The following is a 17,696-nucleotide window of genomic DNA, read 5'->3' on the forward strand; positions in this document are numbered from 1 at the left end:
ATCGAGAAGGATCGGGTCCGGAGAGACGTTGACGACTGGTACTCGATGCAAGGTTGGTAGGCTAGTTTTCGCAGGGGGCGCTTCGGCGCCCCTGATTTTTTCCGCCTAAAACCAAGCTAGCGAGCTAAATCGCGGCGACAAACGTGGTGAGGCGCCCGCAAACGGTCAGGCAAATCCGCAAAATTGACTGGCAGCCGGAACATTTTAGGGAACTCGAATGTTCGACTCCTTATGGACAGCCTACTCTCAGCAGAACAATTGAGGGCCGCACGGTCTCTATTGAATTGGTCGCGAGTGCGACTCGCTGCCAAGGCCAATCTTAGTGAAATGACGATCAGGGAATATGAAAACGGGGTTAGGAGCCCGAGGCCCGGCAATATCACCGCTATGCGCCGGGCTTTGGAGGGCGGAGGAATTGTCTTCACGGAAGGGAGCCCATCGCTCGCACGCTCTGAAGGTCCGAATAGTGATCCCCACGGCAATAGAACCTGGCGCCGCCGGCACCGCCTCTAATTGAGTCGTCGACCGAAGACCCATATTAACAATTTCTGGTATATTGCTAACCTGGCCGGCTCTCATAACTGGCGGCGGTGCTCGCCTATGCGCGCGCCCGCCCGACCCTCTCGCGCCACTCTCCGCTCGCACGGCCACTCCGAATAGGGCGCGGACATCGTGTGATGTATGAGGCCGATGCGCTTGTCATCGCGGCCCGCGGCTCGGCATTTCGGGCAATGGAAGAACGGCTGCAGGTCGTTCACCATGCAGGAATCATCCAAGCCGCGATGGCCGAGCGCGACTAGGTTGAGCCGGCTCTGATGATTGCAGCCTGTGGTCGGGCAATGGATAGTGGCCTCGTGCCCATGGTCGCCCTCACCGGGTTAGGGCGGGAATTTCTCATCTTCGTCGACCAGGAAAAATCAGGCTTCGTTCGCAGCAACTAGTATGGTCCCGCTCTACATCGCCGCTATAGGCGCCTCAATGCCCGCTTGGCGCGGTCTGGCGCTACCGGCGGCGGTAAGGAGACCACAATGGACGATCAGATCGAAGCGTTTCTAAAAGCCTATCTCGCGAGATTTCCGGATGCCTTGGGGCGCATGGAATACGTGATGTTGCACCCGTTCGACGACAATGACGAATGGATGTCGCGGAACTTCCGGGAGATCTATGAGGTCCCGCAGTCAATGGAATTCTTCACGACGTACGCCCAGAGCGAGCCGAGCGCGATCCACCATTTAGTCAGGGATGTCGCGAGACGTGTGTCGGACGGGCTGGGCCTATGAGGAAGGGCAGATGATGATGGCAGATGATGCCTATGTACAAGCCTACCGGGGCGGCGGCTTAAATGCCGTCAACGCTCTTCTCAAGGAGCATTTCCCGGCCGACCGCGATCGGGTGTTAGTCATGGAAGGTCTTCAGGACACCGGCTATTGGGCGATCACCTGGCATGAGAAGAAGCACCCGGACGGCGGAATGTACCGCGATTTCGGACTTGTGAAAGCGTACCTCGGCGACGAGGACGAATAGGATCATCGGGCCGCTTCATGCCCTTTGGCGCCGGCCCCTATCGGCCGATACGCCTTCGCAATTGCCTTAGAGGGGCAGTCCAACGCCAACTCTTCGAGCGCTTGAGCGCCTCCATCTCCACCTTCAAAGCCTCCCTTTCTATCGCGAGAGCCCGTACTTCTGCCGCAAGAGCCTCCGCTCGGCCGTTATCTGGGGCAGCGGGCGGAGGTGGTGTGGGCGGCGGGTCGGGTCTAACCAGGTTTTCGAGACGGTCGACCGCAAGTCGGTTAACGGCGTCGGCTGCTGCTTCGCGAATGATTGCGGTCCAGCCATCGGGATCGACAGACATGATGTCCCAGAAGACCTTTTGTTCCAGCTGTCCTGTCGGAATGGCGACCCGCAGCGGCGCTGGATACCAGATCGATTTCTCACACGCGTTGATAAATCCCGTCAGCCTCGGGTTCCCGGAGTCTCTGAGGTTTCTCCACTTGGCGGAGAAATGCAGGCACGTTGGAAGGCGAAGGTAGCGCACGGCGGCGAAGCCCTTGGTGAGCACGATGCGACGCCAGATCTCCCAGTCTCCCGCCCCGTTCACATCTTCTGGCCACACTGTCCGCTCCGCAAGAGCGCTGGCGCGATATACGACGCCTGAGGCCGCTATCGTGTTCCCTCTCGCCATGAATTGACGCCGCTCTTCGGGAAAAAACAGGTTGGTAAGATCAGGACCGCAAATGCCATCGGTCGAGACCCAGAGGACCTGCCCGTAGACAAGTGCCACCGACGGATCGACGAACTGCCCGCGCATGAGGGCAAGATGATCCTGCATCATCAAGTCATCGTCGGCGGCGAAGGCTATCAATTCCCCGCGTGACGATCGAAGCGCCAGATTTCGATTGGCATAGCCAAAGTGAGGCGCCTTGGGGAAATCAAACCAACGAATGCGCGGGTCGGAAAAGCTTTTCACGACCGCTTCGGTCTCGGGTGCTGCGCCGTCGCCAACGACCAGAAGCTCGAACGATTGCTCCGTCTGCGCCAGCACCGACTGGATGGCATAGGCAAGAGAGTCGGGACGATTATGGGTCGGCATCAGGACGCTGAAGACCGGCGGCGCGTCTACCATCCCTTGAGGTCGCCAAAGTCGACCGGGATCAAATCGGTATCCAGCGGCAGCCGGTATTTGTCGGGATTGGCGTGGTCATATTGCATTGTAGGAAAATTGATCGCTCTAACGTCCCTCGTGCCGATGTTGTGGTCCGCGTGCCAGACGAATCTAGGGATGTTCATCAGGCGTGGCCGGGCTGAAGACAGAACAATCCGAAATACCTGTCCGCAGGTGCTCGACTCGGGCCTTGGGTCATACAGGACCACCTCCATTTCTCCATCGACAACGAAGTATCGATCCTCGTGAAGCTTATGCAGCCCCCAACCCTTCACCGTTCCCGGTCGGATGGTAAACATGTAGCAAAAGACCAGCGGATCGGGGTGCCAATTCCATCGGGTGTCGTAGATTTCGGTGACGCTTCCCCTGTCGTCGATGTGAGCGGTCATGTCGTGGAACGACAGGCCATCGGGAACCTTGGCAATCGGCTTGCCGGATCGAACCGTCTCCTGATCCTTCGTCGCCCCGGCCAACGTCTTTTCGAGAATATTCTGTATCATAAGACTCTTCCAATCTAACTAGCATTGGCGGTGCCTCTCATTGCCCTTCTTTTAATTGTCTTTCAACGGCAGCCGTGGAAGGCCACGTGACGATATGTGCGCGAATGCCCGCGCCCGGTATCCCGAGGTGGTAAGCGAGAATGTCGTCGTAGCGCCCGCCGTTTCCATCTTTCTGCGATTGGAGAGAGGCGCGGAACTGCCACTTGATTTTCGGGCGGCTGACCTTGCCCGACTACGCAAACAGATTGACGAGGTAGTGACACTCGCAGAAGACCCGCCACTGAACATCTCTGTCGACATCGGCGCCCTTGTCGTGCTCCTGCTCGCTGCCGGCGGCTGGCGCTGCCGTCGCACGATATGCTGAGAAAATCTTATGAACGCCCGGCCTATGCACGCGCCCGTCCGACGCTCTCGCGTCATTCCTCCCGATCGCGCGGCCGAATGGGGCGCGGAGAGCGTGTGATGTATGAGGCCGATGCGCTTGTCATCGCGGCCGGCGGCGCGGCATTTCGGGCACGGGCAATAGAAGAACGGCTGCAGATCCTTTACGGGAGCCTCTTTGCGACTTGCGCGCCACGCCATTGTTCGCTCCGCGCCGCGACGATGCGAGCGCAGTCAGTGCGAAGCGTCCCCGGAATGGTCGCGGTCCGCTCCAAGCCAGGTAAAAATAGCCAGCGCTATGGTCATCGCGACGCCGACGAGGAGAAGAAGCACCGGATAGATCAGCAGTTTGACGTCGTCCTGCGTAACCTTGAACACCAGAACCAACCCCTCCAGAAATACCGCGATCGAAATGATCGTGACGAATCTCGCGAAATTGCTCCGGAACGTCGACTTGCTGTGAAGGCCTTGCTCCAGCACCTGCTCCTCGAACAGATGCTTGGTGACGTCGAGGATTGCGACCGCGATCACGACATAACCAACCGCGTCGATGATGGTGTACCCGAAGTCACCGGCGGCGAGCAGCTGAGGCGCCTGGATGATCGCTTTCACGATCTGATAGCCGGCATAGCCGACCAAGATTGCCGCCAGCAGAAGAAGAATAAAAGCTGCGACCGCCATCATCCAATAGCCCAGTTGTTTCATCGGTTCCCCCCTCGGCTTTGCAAAACCACTGGTGTCCGGTCAATTCGGAACCAATGGCGACGCCTCTTCGCACCGGTAGACCATGCATTGCCCGTCGGTGGTCGGCACATACCTGACCCTCGGCACCGAAGGGGCGTCGCACTCGTTGCCAAACTGGCGGACATAGCGGTCATAGGTATTCGGCCCGGTGGTCAGCACCGCGGCCTTCTGGCTCTGGATCAGTGCCTGCGTCTGTGAACACGTCATCTTGCGTGTGTCAGGCCGAGCGTCGGCGAAATTTGTAGCAACAATGATCATTGCTGCAGCGCTGAGCATTGTCTTGTGTAGAGGCATGGCGGCATCCAAACAGAACATCGTATCGCTAAATTCGCATCTTGCGATGCTGTTGCGCAACGGTCATTCGGTCACTAATCGGCGAGTAGGCCCAACCACTCCCACGTCTCCAGTACATCGACATCCCGAAGTCGGTCCCGGGTCGAAACTGCAAACCACCCTCGCCCAGCGTCAAGCATATGCTCCAATGGCTGGACGAGACTTCCCGAAGCAATCGCAGCCGCTGCCAACGTCAGGCTGCCCAGCGTAACGCCCTGCCCCTGCTCGGCGGCGGCAAGCCTGGGACCGCGCCAAGGGCCTTGAATAGGAACCGAGGAACAAGCATCCTGCCGTGATGCATCCGCCATACGTTTGGCAACGCCGTCTTTACCGGCGGATGTCAGGGTTCAGCCGTCATTGTGCCTTCATCGATGACGGCGGATTGTGGCGGACGCGCCACGGGTGGGATCGGCAGGATGCGGGCTTGGGAGACATCGCAGGCGGACCGGCGGCAGGCCAGCGGCGGGAATGGTCTGCAAGCGTGCTTTGCCTTCCTCGTCTTGACGGCCTTGTTGGTGCAGCGGGCAGAAGCGGGTGAGAAAATCTCGCATATACTCGATAACACCAGCATAGCCTCGGCCTACTCAGCCGGATCGGACCTTGTGACCGCCTACACATCGGGCATGGCCCGCAGCCGTCTCGCTCTTGCAGGGGGCGCCGGCCGGAACAGCCTGGCGGTCCCGCTGGAACCATGGTTCCTGCGCGCGGAATTCAGGGCCCGGACATGGCGCGCGGCCGATGGCAGCCTGCTGCAGGGGTTTGCAGGCACTGGCGGCTTCCGGGTAACGGTCGGAAATTGCCTTGCCCGCTTTTGCTCCGCCAGCGAATGCAGCGATGCCGGTTGGCCGCTCTACACCTGCAGCGACGGACGCAAACGAAAAATGTCGGCCACCGACTTTGTGACGGCAAGTTTCGATGGCGTCTCCTACCGGCGGTTGAGCGCCGCCAGGGAGTGACGCTGCAGGCAGTACGAAAAATCCTCACGGCTGGTCGTGCGCAACCTGTGGCCAGCGCTGCAGGGCGGCGTGGCCGCCTTCGGTCAGCGCATAGACGCCGCGCTCGGCCCTGGCGAACCAGCCATAGACATTGTCCACCAGGATGCTGGGCGCGCGCGGCGAAATCGCCTTCAGATCGCGCGGGCGTTTCGGGCCATCGGTCATGGCGGCGGCGCAGGCCAGCGCATCCTGCCGGTAGGCGGTCATGATCGGCGCGCGCGAACCGCCGCCGGCTACCGGATCGCCACGCCGGCGCTTGTGCTCTTCCATCAGCCGCGAACGGCGCTTCGGATCGCGGCGCGGCGGCAAGGCGGCCGGGCTGAGCGGCAATTCGACGTCGCCCTTGCCGCTGACGGCCAAAAGCCCGAAGCCGAGCCGCCGGCAGAGCGCGCGAAAACGGCGGTCGTGCTCGCGGCCCTTGCCGCGCGCCGACATGCGGGCCGCCAGCCACACTTCATCAGAGGCGGCTGCGCGATCGATGCCTTGCAGGACCAGTTCCAGGTTGAACTGCAGTTTCAATTCGCAAATGACCAGCACCGGCGGCTCGCCATCGCGCACCGCCACGATATCGCAGTTGCCGATTTCGCCCTTGACCGTGAATTCCAGGCTCTCGAGAAACCGCTTCACCGGGACGTAGAGAGACGTTTCCTGCATGGCGCAGGCATAGCCGATTCGGACCGCGTCGCGACAGATCGGCGTGGCGCAGCTCGATCCTTCAGACGGCTAAATGCGCTTGCCCATCTGGTACTGCGCCGCAGCCGCATCGTCGGCAAGCAGATGCATCTCGTCCTGAACGGCGGCAAAGAACCGGCGAACATCGTTGGCGGCCGAAGCCGCGTCGGTGCCGGCAGTGATGGCCTTGTCGAGGAGTTCGCGCGCGGTGGCCTTCCAGAACGATGTGGCCAACTCGCCATGCAGCCTGCCCAGCCTGGCTGCCACCTCGCGCACCAGCTTGGTCTGCCGGTCTAGCGGGAAGGCATGCACATTGGCTGAGGACATATTCTGCACCATGACACTGACGCAACGAATCAGACGCTGCTCTATGCCTCATGCCTAACCGTGAAGTCGGAAACGGAACCTTAACGCTGCGGAGTCCGCGAGTCGCCTTGGGCAAAGTCCAAACCGGAACTCGGCGGCTGTCGGCTTTAAATCCGCAGGCCCCTCGCCTCGCCGCCGCGCTTGACTGTCACCATCATGTCCCTGGCCAGCAGGCCGCTGACCCGGCAGAACGCCATGAAGGCGCGGCAAGCGTCCTCGGTCTTGACCACATCCACCGTGGCCCCGAAGCAGGCATTGAACGCCGCCTCAAAGACCTTGCCCTGTCGCTTCTTTGGCCAGCCGTGCAGGACATCCAGCGCCTGTTCGACGCTGTAGATCTCCTCTACCGGCTGCCCGGGCGCAGGCGCGATACGCACCGGCACCTCGAATTGCAATCTGTCCATGCTGCGTCTCCCGAACTGGCGCAGCCACAGCAACGCCGTTCGTTCCGAAAAGTTGCTTTGACCGCTTTTCGCGCAAAAATGTGTCGTCAGTGCGGTCTCGGCAGTCGGGGAGCGCTTGGCTCTATTGGTTCGCCGGATCGGTCTCGGCCTCATACGCCATGCGCACGGCTGTGAAGAGCACACAGGGCGTCGTAAGGCATGAATATCGTGGCGCCGGCCCCTCGCCGGCAGTTCTTCCTTGAACCTTGCGGCTTCCGGTGCCAAATCTGGGGGAAATTTCGAACGGGCTGATATGCATGGCCCGCTGACAGACAAAAACGGACACTATGGTCACCTATCTCGACGCCGCCACGGCACCCCTCAGGAACACCGGCCAGATCCGCCTTTACGGCGAAGAAGGCCTTGCCGGCATGCGCAAGGCCTGCGATCTCACCGCGCGCTGCCTCGACGAACTGGTGCCGATGGTCCAGCCGGGCGTCACCACCGAGACCATCGATCGTTTCGTCTTCGAATACGGCATGGACCATGGCGCGCTGCCGGCAACGCTGAACTATCGCGGCTACACCAAATCGTCCTGCACCTCGATCAACCATGTCGTCTGTCACGGCATTCCCGACAACAAGCCGTTGAAGGACGGTGACATCGTCAACATCGATGTCACCTACATCCTCGACGGCTGGCATGGCGATTCCTCGCGCATGTACCCGGTCGGCACCATCAAGCGCGCCGCCGAGCGTCTGCTCGAAGTCACCCATGAATGCCTGATGCGCGGCATCGCGGCGGTCCGGCCCGGCGCCCGCACCGGCGCCATCGGCGCCGCCATCCAGACCTTTGCCGAGGCCGAGCGCTGCTCGGTGGTGCGCGATTTCTGCGGCCACGGCGTCGGCCAGCTCTTTCATGACGCGCCCAACATCCTGCACTATGGCACGTCAAGCGAAGGCGTCGAGATGCGGCCGGGCATGATCTTCACCATCGAGCCGATGATCAATCTCGGCCGACCGCATGTGAAAGTGCTGTCGGACGGCTGGACGGCGGTGACCCGCGACCGCTCGCTGTCGGCGCAGTACGAGCACACGATCGGCGTCACCGAGACCGGCTGCGAGATCTTCACGCTCTCGCCAAACAAGCTCGACCGCCCGGGCCTGCCGGCCTAGTCTCCCAACCAAAGCCTGAAAGGGAAATGCGGGCTATGGGGAAAAGTGACGAAGACGAGCGGGGGTTCTTCTCCGAGCGATGGATTGAACCGCCGGCGACCTACAAGTCACCAAAGGACAAGGCGCCAGAAGACAAACCGACGGAGAAGCCGCATTATCACGGCCATCGTGACCGCTTGCGCGAGCGCTTCGTTGCCGGCGGCGCGGACGCCCTGCCCGACTACGAACTTCTCGAACTGCTGCTCTTTCGCCTGATCCCGCGCGTTGACACCAAGCCGATCGCCAAGGCGCTTTTGGCGCGCTTCGGCACATTCGGCGAAGTGCTCGGCGCACCGGTGGCGCTGTTGCAGGAGGTGAAGGGCATCGGCCCCGCGGTGGCGGTCGACCTCAAGGTGATTGCCGCTGCCGCGCAGCGCATGGCGCGCACGGAGGTTCGCGACCGCGAGGTGCTGTCCAACTGGACGCAGCTTCTCGCATACTGCCGCTCGGCCATGGCGTTCGAGAACCGCGAACAGTTCCGCATCCTCTTTCTCGACAAGAAGAACGTACTGATCGCCGACGAGGTGCAGCAGGTCGGCACCGTCGACCACACGCCGGTCTATCCGCGCGAAGTGATCAAGCGCGCGCTGGAACTCTCGGCCAGCGCCGTCATCCTGGTCCACAACCATCCTTCAGGCGACCCGACGCCGTCGCGCGCCGACATCGAGATGACCAAGCAGATCATCGACAGCGCCAAGCCGCTCGGCATCGCCGTCCACGACCACATCATCATCGGCAAGAAGGGCAATGCCTCGATGAAGGGCCTGCTGCTGATCTAGATTCCGGAACCCGGTACCTCACGCGTTGCCCCAACGTCTGGCCTTCCGAGCCAGTATCAACGGGCTCGACTTCACCTTCATGCTCTGGTTTCATGAGGCCAGTGAGGCGGGACGTTGAGACATTCCAATGACCGAGGAAAGTGGTGGACCAGAAGAAGATTTTGTTGCTAAGTATCTAAAAAATATAGACGCGGTATTATCTTGAGATATGCCAGATGATATTAAGAAGATTATAATCCAACATGTAACCGAAACGGACGTTGATCCGACTCAGCGGGTGATTGAAGAGCGCAGGTGGCGCTGGACGACACCAACAGCTATTGCGCTGTCGCCAATCCTTGTCCTCAATCACCATACAATTGAGGACGGTCAAAGTCGCTCAGCGCGGGCCTTCATTAGTTGATACAGCATGTCGCGAAAGCGACGAAGCCCTACGAGCCACTTCTGTCTCATCACTTTTTCATCCTCGTTAGAAGCAACGTGCTTCGCAGACTGATTCAGATGAACTCGGCGGCCATGGCCGCCCCGACCAGCGAAGTGGCGACACCGGCGGTGCGGATGGCTCCCGGCCAACCGGCGAGTTTGGTGGCGGACAACCCACCCACCGCATGCAGGACCGAGGTGGCGAGGACGAAACCGACGGCATAAGCGAGGCCGCTGGCGCTTTCGGGAATCTCCAGGCCATGGGCGTTTCCATGGAACAATCCGAACGAGGCCGTCAGTGACATGGCGACGGCAATGGGCAAAGGCTTCGCCAGACCGACCATCGCACCGAACACCACGAGCGACAACGCGATGCCGGTTTCAAGGGAGGGCAAGCCGATGCCGGCGACTCCGAACAGGGCTCCGACGATCATAGCGGAGACGAAGAACAACGGAACGAGAAGAACGGCGCGCCCGCCGGTTCTCGCGGCGATCATGCCGACAGCAACCATCGCGAGCAGATGGTCGATGCCGAAGAGAGGATGCTCGATGCCGGCCAGGAAGCCATTGATGTGATGGCCGCCCGGATGAGCGAACGCCAGCGAGGGCGTCAAGGCGGCTAAGGCCGAAAGGGTGGTCATGCCAAATCTTGGGAACGTTTTCATGATTGGATCTGTCCGATGAATGAGGTTGGCGGATGAGTTCAATGTCCCGGAACGGCGAATTGCGAGGCAGCGGAACGGTCGGCAAGCGCGCGCGCTGCGGCGAAGCCGAGATGTTTTTGCTGGGTGCCATCGTGATAGATGAAAGCAAGGCGACGGCGGTGCGATGTCAGGCGCGCCGGCAACGGATGATAGGCCACGCCGGTACCGCCGACGAGCGGCATGACCGCGCCGACATCGACCAGATCCTCGGTCTCGACGCGCAGCAGATGAAGCCTCACGCCGCCGTCCTCCATTTCACCGACAAAAGGTATGCCGGCGAGACGCAGGAAGCTGGACGGGTCCGGTGCCCGCGCAAATCCTTCCAGGAAGGCCGTTTCAACAAGATCGAGATCGACCGACGCGGGATCGACGGGCGACTCCTGGGCCTGGTCAGGTGGCAGATGCGGCGTCTGCCATTGCAGCGGCTTGCCCGCGGGCCCGTTGTGGCCGAGAGGGCGATCGTCGTGATGACCATTCGGCCCATGAGGATGGTGGCCGTTGCCATGGTCATGGCCATGGTGGTGATGATCGTCGTGCATGGTCAAAAACTCACCGGTTTGTCGATGATGGACTTATGCTTGCCGAGATTGCCGTGGGCGACCATCGAGCCGAGCGCCTCGACGACGACGCGCACGCCGAAGAGCGCCGTGATGTCTGAAGTGTCGTAGGGCGGAGAGACCTCGACCACTTCCAGCCCACAGATGCCGGGCGCCGTCACCAGCCCAAGCAGCTTGAGCGCCTCGCGCGGCAGGAAACCGCCAGGCTCTGGCCATCCCGTGCCGGGCACGAAACCGCAATCAAGGCTGTCGACGTCGAAAGAGATGTAGACGGCATCGGTGTCCTTCCAGGCGAGTTCGAGAGCGACTTCAGCCGCCTTCTCAAGCCCCATCTGCTCAATATCGGAAATGGTGAGCACGTTGGTGCCCCGCTTTCTCGCCTCCGCAACGCCGTAACGGGGAACCTGCCAGCCGCCAATGCCGAGTTGCACGAGATTGGTCGCCGAGACGTTCGGCAGATTGGTTGCCCAGTACCAGGGCGTGGTGTGCATGCGCTCGTCGAGATCCTTTTCCTGGATGTCGATATGGCGATCGAAATGGATGATGCCGATGCGCTTGGAGGTCACGTCGGCGATGCCGCGCACGCAAGGGAAGCCGATCGAGTGGTCGCCGCCCAGCATGATCGGCAGCGCGCCCGACGAGGCGACATGGCTGACGCCCTTGGTGATCTGGTCGAAGCTCTTTTCGAGGTTGGCCGGAATGGTGAAGACGTCGCCGGCGTCGCACAGCGTCATCTGTTCGCGCAGGTCGACGCCGAGTTCGTAATTGTAAGGCGTGTAGAGCGCCGAGATACGGCGGATGCCTTGCGGCCCGAAACGGGTTCCCGGCCGGTAGGTGGTGCCGCTGTCAAAGGGAACGCCGATGACGGCCGCATCATATTTGCCGACATCGCGGACGTTTTCGACATAGGGCGCCTTCAGAAAGGTGTTGATGCCAGCGAAATGCGGCAGCTCGCCGCGCGCGAATGTCGGGATCGACTTGTCGATGATCGAATCCGATCCCGGCAGGCCCATGTCCAGCGCCCATTGCTGCTCCTTGCGCCAGCCGCTTTCCGGCAGCTTCCCCTCGGCCTCGATCGACTTCCAGCCCTGCGTGCCGCGGGCATCAAAATCAGGATGGTGCAAACGCCGCGCCGGCTCCCTGGCGACCAGGCCCGCACGGCGATGGCTGCGTTCTGGAATGTCCGTGTGCATGAAAAACCTCCGTTACGACGCCGTCGTCGCAATTGCACTGCCCAGCCGGGTCGTCCCGACCATCGCGGCCACTTTGGCCACGTCTTGTGAGGAAGCCCGGTTCTTGCGGTCGAGCTTCAAATCGTAGGTGATCGTCGCGCCATAGGCGGACGGGAACTGGGGGTCGTGGCGCACCTTGTCGAAGACCAGCACGCGGGTGCCGAGCTTGAAAGCCTCGCCGATATCGTGGGTGACCATGACCACCGTCATGCCGTGCTCGGTCCATAGCTCGGTCAGCAGTTGATGCATCTCGACACGAATGCCGGGATCGAGCGCGCCGAACGGCTCGTCGAGAAGTAGGATCTGCGGACGGCCGAGCAAGGTCTGCGCAATTGCAAGCCGCTGCTGCATGCCGCCGGAGAGCGAGGCCGGATAGAGATCGCGCGCATGGGCAAGCCCGACCCGTTCCAGCATGGTTTCGGCCGCTTGTCTGGCGCTCTTGCGCCTGGCACCGAAGACGCGGCCCAGCGGCCCGCCAGAACGAAAATCTTCGACCAGTAGCAGGTTCTGCAGCGCGGTCAGGTGCGGAAACACCGAATAGCGCTGGAAGACGATGCCGCGCTGCGGCGTCGGCTCCGGCTCGATCAGCCGATCGCCGACGACGACCACACCGCCGCTCTGCTGTTCCTGGCCGAGCAGAATGCGCAGGAAGGTCGATTTTCCGCAGCCGCTGGCGCCGACCAGCGACAGGAACTCGCCGGGCTCTGCGGTGACATTAACCTGCTCCAGCACGCGGGCGTCGCCGTAGTTCTTCTCGAGCCTGTGGACGACGATGCGGCTCATTTGTCTTGCACCGGATGAGCCCAGGGGGAGATGATGTGCGAAAGTCGCACCAGCAGCCAGTCGGTGATGACGGCCAGTAGCGTGATCCAGGCGACATAGGGCAGGATGACGTCCATCGACAGATAACGGCGGACGAGGAAGATGCGATAGCCCAGTCCTTCGGTGGAGGCGATGGCTTCGGCGGCGATCAGGAACAGCCAAGCCGGCCCAAGTGCCAGCCGCACGCAGGTGATGAGGCGCGGCGTGACCTGAGGCAGCACCAGCCGCAGCACCATGGTCCAGCTGTTGCCACCAAGCGTCTGTGCCTTGGCCACCAGTTCGGTCGGCAACTCCATCACCCGGTTGGCAATGTCGCGCACCATGACCGGGGCGACGCCAAGGGCGATCAACGTGATCTTGGCCGTTTCTCCCAAGCCGAGTGTGATGAACAGGATTGGCAATAGCGCCAGCGGCGGGATGACACAGATAACGGTAATGAAGGGAAGCAGGAAGGCCTGCACCCGCGGGATGAAGCCGATGGCGATGCCAAGCGAAAGCGCGACAAATGTTGCCACACCTACGCCTGCGAACAGCCTGACGAGACTGGCATAGGTGTCGACCCACAGGATGAGGTCGCCTGAGCGCTTGTCCGGAACCGTGGCAAGGTCGAGGAAAACCGACCACATCTGTGTCGGCGAGGGCAGCAACTTGTCGGCAGGGTTGGCGGCCAGCCTTTTGCCCGACGCTATCAGATAGGCGACCACTACGACCAGAAATGGCAAAGCGCCGAGAAACAAGGCGCCACCTCGGGAGACCCTTGCGTTGATCAGGCGTAGCCGCACTTTCGACCGTGGCCGGCCGGCACGCGCGATTTCTTGGCCAGCGTGCTGTCCGGCATTCACCATACCGATTCCTCTGGCCAACATATCGCGCAAGCCTCAGAGCGATCCAGCCGCCGCCTGGGCCATAAAGGCCGGATCAAAACGCAGTTTGACATTCTTTGCGTCGCCCAGGGTCGAGCCATCGGGGAAACTCATGCCGATCACGTCGACGCTTGGCGCGTTGGTGCCGAGGATGCCGTGGGTGAACAGGAAGTTGCGAACGAGATCCATCGTCTTCGGCAACTCGGTGCCCTTGGTGAAATCGACCGCCTTGGCAGGCTCGAAGAACATCGCCGTCGATGCAAGCTGCGCATCGAAGCCGGCAAGATCCGTACCCGACGCCTTGGCCATTTCGTCCTTGGCCGCCTTGCCCTCGGGCGAACCCGAGGCAATCAGCGCCATCGCCTCGTACCATGCGCCGACCAGCGCCTTGCCCAATGCCGGATTGTCTTTCAGCGTCCCGGTGTTGACGACCATCATGTCGATGATCTCACCGGGGATCTGCGTCGAATCGAACACCTTGTGGGCGCCAGGCATGGCGACGATTTCCGCGACCAGCGGGTTCCAGGTGACAACCGATGTGACGTCGCTGGTGCCGTAGGCGGCGACCATGTCGGCATCCGAGGTGTTGACCACCGTGATGTCCTTCTCGGCAAGCCCGACCTTCTCCAGCGCGCGCGCCAACAAGTAATGCGAGACCGAGAGTTCGACGAGATTGACCTTTTGGCCGGCAATGTCCTTGAGCGCGGCCTTGTTCTTGAGGATGACGGCGTCGTTGCCGTTGGAGAAGTCGCCGATGATCAGCGCGGTCGTGTCGACGCCGCCACCGGCCGGGATCGACAGCGCGTCCATATTGGTCATCGCGCAGCCATCGAAGCCGCCAGCAGTGTACTGGTTGATGCTTTCGACATAGTCGTTGATGCGGGTGACCTCGACTTTGATGCCGTACTTGTCTGCCCATTTCTTCATGATGCCGCTGTCGGAAAGATAGCCCCATGGCATCCAGCCGACATAGATCGACCAGCATATCTTGAAGTCTTTCTTGGGCGCCGCGTCGGCGGCGGAAACCATGGCAAGGCTGACTGATGCGGCTAGGATGATTGCTGCCAGTTTGCGAAGCATTGCGTACCCCTGTTCGCGATCCGGATCGCGTCCGGACTTTTGTTGGGGTTCACAGAGCGCGCATCCGGGAGAGGTTCGCGCCAGCAAACCCGTGCAGGGTTCTCCCGGGATTTTGGCCCGCCGTGTTCCGCCGGATGCCTCAATGCATCCTGGGCGGTTGCATCTCTTGGACCAGCACCGCTCTAACGCGGTCGGAACCCTAGACGCTCTGCACCCAAAACAATATGCAAGGTGTGTGCCAGGTTCGAACGGCACGGTTTTGCACGACATATTCGCGTGCGCCGGCGCGTCGATGATAAAAAAATCATCGCAGCGCCTGAAGATTGGGCAGCCTCCACGGCGATTCTTCAGAAAAATGCCCCTGCTATCACCATAGGAAGTGCAGTTCGATTCGGTGAGGGTGGGGAAGACCCCGGGAAAGGTGAGCGCATGCAAGACAATGACGAGTGCAGTAAAAAGGTAACCGCTTGCCAGGGCAAGCAGGGACCAGCCGCTTTTGCTCAGGGCTGGCCGGCATGGTCGAGATCAGTAAAGGCCGCTCCTCCACTAATCTTCCCTCGCCTCGATTCTCTGATCGACTTTCTGAACGTGCGTGTGCACGTCGCATCCCTTCTACATCATCGATGGGCGAGCAGCTTGCATATGCTCTGCGAGGACGAGTCTCAAATCAAAGACATATCGGGCCTTGGTCAGGCGATCTCTCTCCCGACCGCAGCAATGAGCATTCGGAATCCGTGGTTAATCAGGACGCCAGAATACTGAGCAAATGCGATCGTGCCCAAACGTGAAAGATCACAAGGGATCACTTGAAACATACCCCAATTACCGGCACCGCCTTTTCAGGCGGAGATCACAAGTGATTGATAACTATTATGAATCTGGTCATAGTGCCATGATGCACAACCATCCTTCAGGCGACGCCGTCGCGCGCCGACATCGAGATGACCAAGCAGATCATCGACAGCGCCAAGCCGCTCGGCATCGCCGTCCACGACCACATCATCATCGGCAAGAAGGGCAATGCCTCGATGAAGGGCCCGCTGCTGAGCTAGGGCGGCGCCTCGCCAGACCTGGCGGCCGGACCATCTGCCGCTGCCAGTAAGGCGCTAAACCTCGTAGTAGTGAAGCTCGAGCAGCAGGCACCCTGTCTGCGACCGAAAGGGACCGTGATGGACGCCAGGTGGGCGGCAGGCATAGGTGTTCGGGGCAAAACTCAGCGACGGCTCTTCGACCGAATATCCGCCGACGATGAGGTCTCCCGATACCAGATAGACCTCTTCCCAGTACTCATGCACGAACGGCACCGTCGTATAGGCGCCCGGCGCAAACCGCAGCAGTCGCGTGCGGCTCCCCCTCTTGCCTGCCTCGTCGAGCCGGCCGGCAAGAATCTTCTGCTCGATGCCGGGCGGGTACCCTGGGGGCGCATGCCAGCCCTCCCCGTTCATGTCGATCGCGTGGAATTCCTCGTGTTCCTTGCGGATCGGCATGGCAACCTCAAGCGGCAACGAGAGCGCCGCGGGCCACTTCGTCGTCCAGCGAATAGCTGTCCAGCATGTGGTCGACGAGCTGCGTGCAGCGGTCCCAGTCGAAGGTGCGGAAGCTGTGCCCCTTGGTCACGAAGGTGGCGCCGGCATAGAACATCTCGTACTGCGTGTGGCGCGAGGCGAACTCCGAGCCGACTGCATCCCAAGCCAGCTTGAAGAATTTTACCCGGCCCTCCGACGAGGCGACCGGCGATTGCTGCGTCTTTTCAATCAGACTGCGCAACTCCGGATCGGCGAAATCCTGGACGGAGGATGGCAGCATGATCAGTCCCCCGCCCGCCAGTTCCCGCAAGGCGAGGATCACCCCACCATAGAGTTGCTGTGTCAGCACCTGAGCCGAATAGAGCGTATGCGCGTCGGGCACGAAATGGGCCCCATGCATGCGGCCCTTGACCTCCATGGCGTGTACCAGCGCGTCGACCATGGTGTTCTGCGCGGCGAGCGCCCCGAGCGTCTCGCGCACCTGCGGAAAGTTGATGACGCCATTGGTCTCGGCGATTCGCCGGGCGATGCCGACGAGGAAACGCATCTTCACCATCAGGCGGATCTGCGCCTGGTAGTTCTGGAAGACATGCGCCGGCGTGGCATGGAACTGCCGCTGGCACATGGCGATGTCCTGGCTGACGAAGACGCGGTCCCAGGGGACTTTCACATCGTCGAAATAAAGCACGGCATCGTTCTCGTCGAAGCGGCTGGCGAGCGGATTGTCGAAGACGCTGACGGCGCTCTCCTCGTAGGATTTGCGCGACAAGATCTTCAGCCCGCCGGCATTCATCGGCACGGCGAAGGACACCGCATAGGGCTCGTCCCCCTCGCGCAGCGGCTGAATGCAGGTGACGAACACCTCGTTTGCCATGATGCCGCCAGTCGCCAGCATCTTGGCGCCGCGGATTGTCAGGCCTGCGGCGTCCTGGTCGACGACGCCGGCGGTCAGGAAGCGGTCCTGCTGCTCACCCGCCGACTTCGAGCGGTCGGCCTGCGGATTGAGGATTGCATAGGTGAGATAGAGTTCATTGTCCCGGGCGTAGCGGTAATAATCGGCAAGTGCCGCGGCGCGCACCTTGTCATAGGCCTCGAAGACCTCGATCCCCATGAACATGCCGGAAATGCAGGAGGCGACATGGTCCGGCGCGCGGCCAAGAAAGCCGTAATGAAGCTCCGTCCAGGCTTCCAGCGCTTTGCGCCGCTCGACGAGGTCGGCATGGCTGCGCGGCAACTGCCAGATGCGGTTGGCCCGCTGCCCGCCACTTTCGGGCACCTCGAAGGTCATCAACTCCCGGTTTTCCGGCCGCGCCTGGAAGTCGTAGAGCGTGCCGACCGACCGGATCGTCTGGCGAAAGGCTGGATGCGCTGTCACGTCACCGGCCGCCTTGCCGTTGATATAGACCTGTCTGCCGTCTCTCAGCATCTCAATATGCTGCGCCCCGATCTTGATCATCTTG

At 61.2% G+C, this 17,696-nt stretch carries 22 protein-coding genes, 1 pseudogene and 1 riboswitch; of the genes and pseudogenes, 8 read left to right on the top strand and 15 right to left on the bottom strand.

Annotation, left to right across the window (positions count from 1 at the left end; all coding sequences use genetic code 11):
• The first annotated feature begins 231 nt into the window (after positions 1-231).
• The 4 genes from ACWTU9_RS14800 to ACWTU9_RS14815 all read left to right on the top strand — a co-directional run bounded on the left by ACWTU9_RS14800 (position 232) and on the right by ACWTU9_RS14815 (position 1,524).
• A complete protein-coding gene (locus ACWTU9_RS14800) occupies positions 232-513 on the top strand; it encodes a helix-turn-helix domain-containing protein (RefSeq protein WP_455858918.1) in 282 nt (93 codons plus the stop codon).
• Positions 514-677: 164 nt separating this feature from the next.
• Positions 678-800 (top strand): hypothetical protein, encoded by a 123-nt coding sequence (locus tag ACWTU9_RS14805; RefSeq protein WP_455858919.1) that lies wholly within the window; start codon positions 678-680, stop codon positions 798-800.
• Positions 801-1,028: 228 nt separating this feature from the next.
• Entirely contained in the window at positions 1,029-1,280 is a 252-nt protein-coding gene (locus tag ACWTU9_RS14810) for a hypothetical protein (protein WP_455858920.1), read from the top strand.
• A gap of 10 nt (positions 1,281-1,290) precedes the next feature.
• Complete coding sequence (locus ACWTU9_RS14815; RefSeq protein WP_455858921.1) at positions 1,291-1,524, top strand: hypothetical protein; 234 nt, start codon at positions 1,291-1,293, stop codon at positions 1,522-1,524.
• A gap of 37 nt (positions 1,525-1,561) precedes the next feature.
• Here the strand turns inward: ACWTU9_RS14815 and ACWTU9_RS14820 are convergent, their stop codons facing one another.
• From ACWTU9_RS14820 to ACWTU9_RS14835, 4 genes are all read right to left on the bottom strand, one after another.
• Positions 1,562-2,623, bottom strand: a complete 1,062-nt coding sequence (locus ACWTU9_RS14820; protein ID WP_455858922.1) for a glycosyltransferase family 2 protein — start codon at positions 2,621-2,623, stop codon at positions 1,562-1,564.
• Positions 2,617-3,135, bottom strand: coding sequence for a cupin domain-containing protein (locus ACWTU9_RS14825; protein ID WP_455858923.1), 519 nt, complete (start codon positions 3,133-3,135; stop codon positions 2,617-2,619). Before ACWTU9_RS14825 ends, ACWTU9_RS14820 begins: the two co-directional genes overlap by 7 nt.
• Before the next feature lie 642 nt (positions 3,136-3,777).
• Entirely contained in the window at positions 3,778-4,248 is a 471-nt protein-coding gene (locus tag ACWTU9_RS14830; protein ID WP_455858924.1) for a GNAT family acetyltransferase, read from the bottom strand.
• 39 nt (positions 4,249-4,287) lie between these two features.
• Positions 4,288-4,641 (bottom strand): hypothetical protein, encoded by a 354-nt coding sequence (locus ACWTU9_RS14835; protein WP_455858925.1) that lies wholly within the window; start codon positions 4,639-4,641, stop codon positions 4,288-4,290.
• Between the two features lie 581 nt (positions 4,642-5,222).
• Between ACWTU9_RS14835 and ACWTU9_RS14840 the strand changes: the two genes are divergently transcribed.
• The gene (locus ACWTU9_RS14840; protein ID WP_455858926.1) at positions 5,223-5,576 is read left to right on the top strand and encodes a hypothetical protein; all 354 of its coding nucleotides are present in this window, start codon (positions 5,223-5,225) and stop codon (positions 5,574-5,576) included.
• Positions 5,577-5,600: 24 nt separating this feature from the next.
• Here the strand turns inward: ACWTU9_RS14840 and ACWTU9_RS14845 are convergent, their stop codons facing one another.
• The 3 genes from ACWTU9_RS14845 to ACWTU9_RS14855 form a co-directional block, all read right to left on the bottom strand.
• Positions 5,601-6,269, bottom strand: a complete 669-nt coding sequence (locus ACWTU9_RS14845) for a DUF2161 domain-containing phosphodiesterase (protein WP_455858927.1) — start codon at positions 6,267-6,269, stop codon at positions 5,601-5,603.
• Between the two features lie 69 nt (positions 6,270-6,338).
• Entirely contained in the window at positions 6,339-6,614 is a 276-nt protein-coding gene (locus ACWTU9_RS14850) for a DUF6074 family protein (protein WP_455858928.1), read from the bottom strand.
• A gap of 146 nt (positions 6,615-6,760) precedes the next feature.
• Complete coding sequence (locus tag ACWTU9_RS14855) at positions 6,761-7,057, bottom strand: DUF982 domain-containing protein (RefSeq protein ID WP_455858929.1); 297 nt, start codon at positions 7,055-7,057, stop codon at positions 6,761-6,763.
• A gap of 326 nt (positions 7,058-7,383) precedes the next feature.
• On the opposite strand from ACWTU9_RS14855, the gene map reads away from it, so the two are divergent.
• Both map and radC read left to right on the top strand, forming a co-directional pair.
• On the top strand, positions 7,384-8,211 hold the full coding sequence (gene map, locus ACWTU9_RS14860) for a type I methionyl aminopeptidase (RefSeq protein ID WP_455858930.1): 828 nt from the start codon (positions 7,384-7,386) through the stop codon (positions 8,209-8,211).
• A gap of 35 nt (positions 8,212-8,246) precedes the next feature.
• Complete coding sequence (gene radC, locus ACWTU9_RS14865) at positions 8,247-9,029, top strand: RadC family protein (protein WP_455858931.1); 783 nt, start codon at positions 8,247-8,249, stop codon at positions 9,027-9,029.
• A 497-nt stretch (positions 9,030-9,526) separates the two neighbouring features.
• Here radC and ACWTU9_RS14870 read toward each other — a convergent pair whose 3' ends face one another.
• The 6 genes from ACWTU9_RS14870 to ACWTU9_RS14895 form a co-directional block, all read right to left on the bottom strand.
• Entirely contained in the window at positions 9,527-10,093 is a 567-nt protein-coding gene (locus tag ACWTU9_RS14870) for a HupE/UreJ family protein (protein WP_455858932.1), read from the bottom strand.
• A 62-nt stretch (positions 10,094-10,155) separates the two neighbouring features.
• Entirely contained in the window at positions 10,156-10,695 is a 540-nt protein-coding gene (locus ACWTU9_RS14875) for a hypothetical protein (protein WP_455858933.1), read from the bottom strand.
• A gap of 2 nt (positions 10,696-10,697) precedes the next feature.
• Positions 10,698-11,906: an agmatinase family protein gene (locus ACWTU9_RS14880; protein WP_455858934.1), complete on the bottom strand. Its 1,209-nt coding sequence runs from the start codon at positions 11,904-11,906 to the stop codon at positions 10,698-10,700.
• A gap of 12 nt (positions 11,907-11,918) precedes the next feature.
• Entirely contained in the window at positions 11,919-12,728 is an 810-nt protein-coding gene (locus tag ACWTU9_RS14885) for an ATP-binding cassette domain-containing protein (protein WP_455858935.1), read from the bottom strand.
• The gene (locus tag ACWTU9_RS14890) at positions 12,725-13,612 is read right to left on the bottom strand and encodes an ABC transporter permease (RefSeq protein WP_455858936.1); all 888 of its coding nucleotides are present in this window, start codon (positions 13,610-13,612) and stop codon (positions 12,725-12,727) included. The genes ACWTU9_RS14885 and ACWTU9_RS14890 overlap by 4 nt, the downstream gene beginning before the upstream one ends.
• Positions 13,613-13,645: 33 nt before the next feature.
• Complete coding sequence (locus ACWTU9_RS14895) at positions 13,646-14,710, bottom strand: putative urea ABC transporter substrate-binding protein (protein ID WP_455858937.1); 1,065 nt, start codon at positions 14,708-14,710, stop codon at positions 13,646-13,648.
• A 99-nt stretch (positions 14,711-14,809) separates the two neighbouring features.
• A riboswitch (guanidine-I (ykkC/yxkD leader) is annotated at positions 14,810-14,924 on the bottom strand.
• 681 nt (positions 14,925-15,605) lie between these two features.
• On the opposite strand from ACWTU9_RS14895, the pseudogene ACWTU9_RS14900 reads away from it, so the two are divergent.
• Positions 15,606-15,762 (top strand): annotated as a pseudogene (locus ACWTU9_RS14900) (JAB domain-containing protein); the annotation flags it as partial.
• A gap of 54 nt (positions 15,763-15,816) precedes the next feature.
• On the opposite strand, the gene ACWTU9_RS14905 reads toward ACWTU9_RS14900, so the two are convergent.
• Both ACWTU9_RS14905 and ACWTU9_RS14910 read right to left on the bottom strand, forming a co-directional pair.
• Complete coding sequence (locus tag ACWTU9_RS14905) at positions 15,817-16,197, bottom strand: cupin (RefSeq protein WP_455858938.1); 381 nt, start codon at positions 16,195-16,197, stop codon at positions 15,817-15,819.
• A gap of 7 nt (positions 16,198-16,204) precedes the next feature.
• Complete coding sequence (locus tag ACWTU9_RS14910; RefSeq protein WP_455858939.1) at positions 16,205-17,692, bottom strand: 4-hydroxyphenylacetate 3-hydroxylase family protein; 1,488 nt, start codon at positions 17,690-17,692, stop codon at positions 16,205-16,207.
• Between the last annotated feature and the right edge of the window lie 4 nt (positions 17,693-17,696).

Source organism: Mesorhizobium sp. 128a, from assembly GCF_053848025.1.

Bases quoted from the DNA above. Each gene is read 5' to 3' on its own strand.
- ACWTU9_RS14885 (WP_455858935.1), bottom strand. From the start codon at position 12,728: ATGAGCCGCATCGTCGTCCACAGGCTCGAGAAGAACTACGGCGACGCC.
- ACWTU9_RS14880 (WP_455858934.1), bottom strand. From the start codon at position 11,906: ATGCACACGGACATTCCAGAACGCAGCCATCGCCGTGCGGGCCTGGTC.
- ACWTU9_RS14890 (WP_455858936.1), bottom strand. From the start codon at position 13,612: ATGGTGAATGCCGGACAGCACGCTGGCCAAGAAATCGCGCGTGCCGGC.
- ACWTU9_RS14830 (WP_455858924.1), bottom strand. From the start codon at position 4,248: ATGAAACAACTGGGCTATTGGATGATGGCGGTCGCAGCTTTTATTCTT.
- ACWTU9_RS14805 (WP_455858919.1), top strand. From the start codon at position 678: ATGTATGAGGCCGATGCGCTTGTCATCGCGGCCCGCGGCTCGGCATTT.
- radC (WP_455858931.1), top strand. From the start codon at position 8,247: ATGGGGAAAAGTGACGAAGACGAGCGGGGGTTCTTCTCCGAGCGATGG.
- ACWTU9_RS14910 (WP_455858939.1), bottom strand. From the start codon at position 17,692: ATGATCAAGATCGGGGCGCAGCATATTGAGATGCTGAGAGACGGCAGA.
- ACWTU9_RS14875 (WP_455858933.1), bottom strand. From the start codon at position 10,695: ATGCACGACGATCATCACCACCATGGCCATGACCATGGCAACGGCCAC.
- map (WP_455858930.1), top strand. From the start codon at position 7,384: ATGGTCACCTATCTCGACGCCGCCACGGCACCCCTCAGGAACACCGGC.
- ACWTU9_RS14870 (WP_455858932.1), bottom strand. From the start codon at position 10,093: ATGACCACCCTTTCGGCCTTAGCCGCCTTGACGCCCTCGCTGGCGTTC.
- ACWTU9_RS14855 (WP_455858929.1), bottom strand. From the start codon at position 7,057: ATGGACAGATTGCAATTCGAGGTGCCGGTGCGTATCGCGCCTGCGCCC.
- ACWTU9_RS14895 (WP_455858937.1), bottom strand. From the start codon at position 14,710: ATGCTTCGCAAACTGGCAGCAATCATCCTAGCCGCATCAGTCAGCCTT.
- ACWTU9_RS14800 (WP_455858918.1), top strand. From the start codon at position 232: ATGGACAGCCTACTCTCAGCAGAACAATTGAGGGCCGCACGGTCTCTA.
- ACWTU9_RS14905 (WP_455858938.1), bottom strand. From the start codon at position 16,197: ATGCCGATCCGCAAGGAACACGAGGAATTCCACGCGATCGACATGAAC.
- ACWTU9_RS14820 (WP_455858922.1), bottom strand. From the start codon at position 2,623: ATGGTAGACGCGCCGCCGGTCTTCAGCGTCCTGATGCCGACCCATAAT.
- ACWTU9_RS14850 (WP_455858928.1), bottom strand. From the start codon at position 6,614: ATGTCCTCAGCCAATGTGCATGCCTTCCCGCTAGACCGGCAGACCAAG.
- ACWTU9_RS14815 (WP_455858921.1), top strand. From the start codon at position 1,291: ATGATGATGGCAGATGATGCCTATGTACAAGCCTACCGGGGCGGCGGC.
- ACWTU9_RS14810 (WP_455858920.1), top strand. From the start codon at position 1,029: ATGGACGATCAGATCGAAGCGTTTCTAAAAGCCTATCTCGCGAGATTT.
- ACWTU9_RS14845 (WP_455858927.1), bottom strand. From the start codon at position 6,269: ATGCAGGAAACGTCTCTCTACGTCCCGGTGAAGCGGTTTCTCGAGAGC.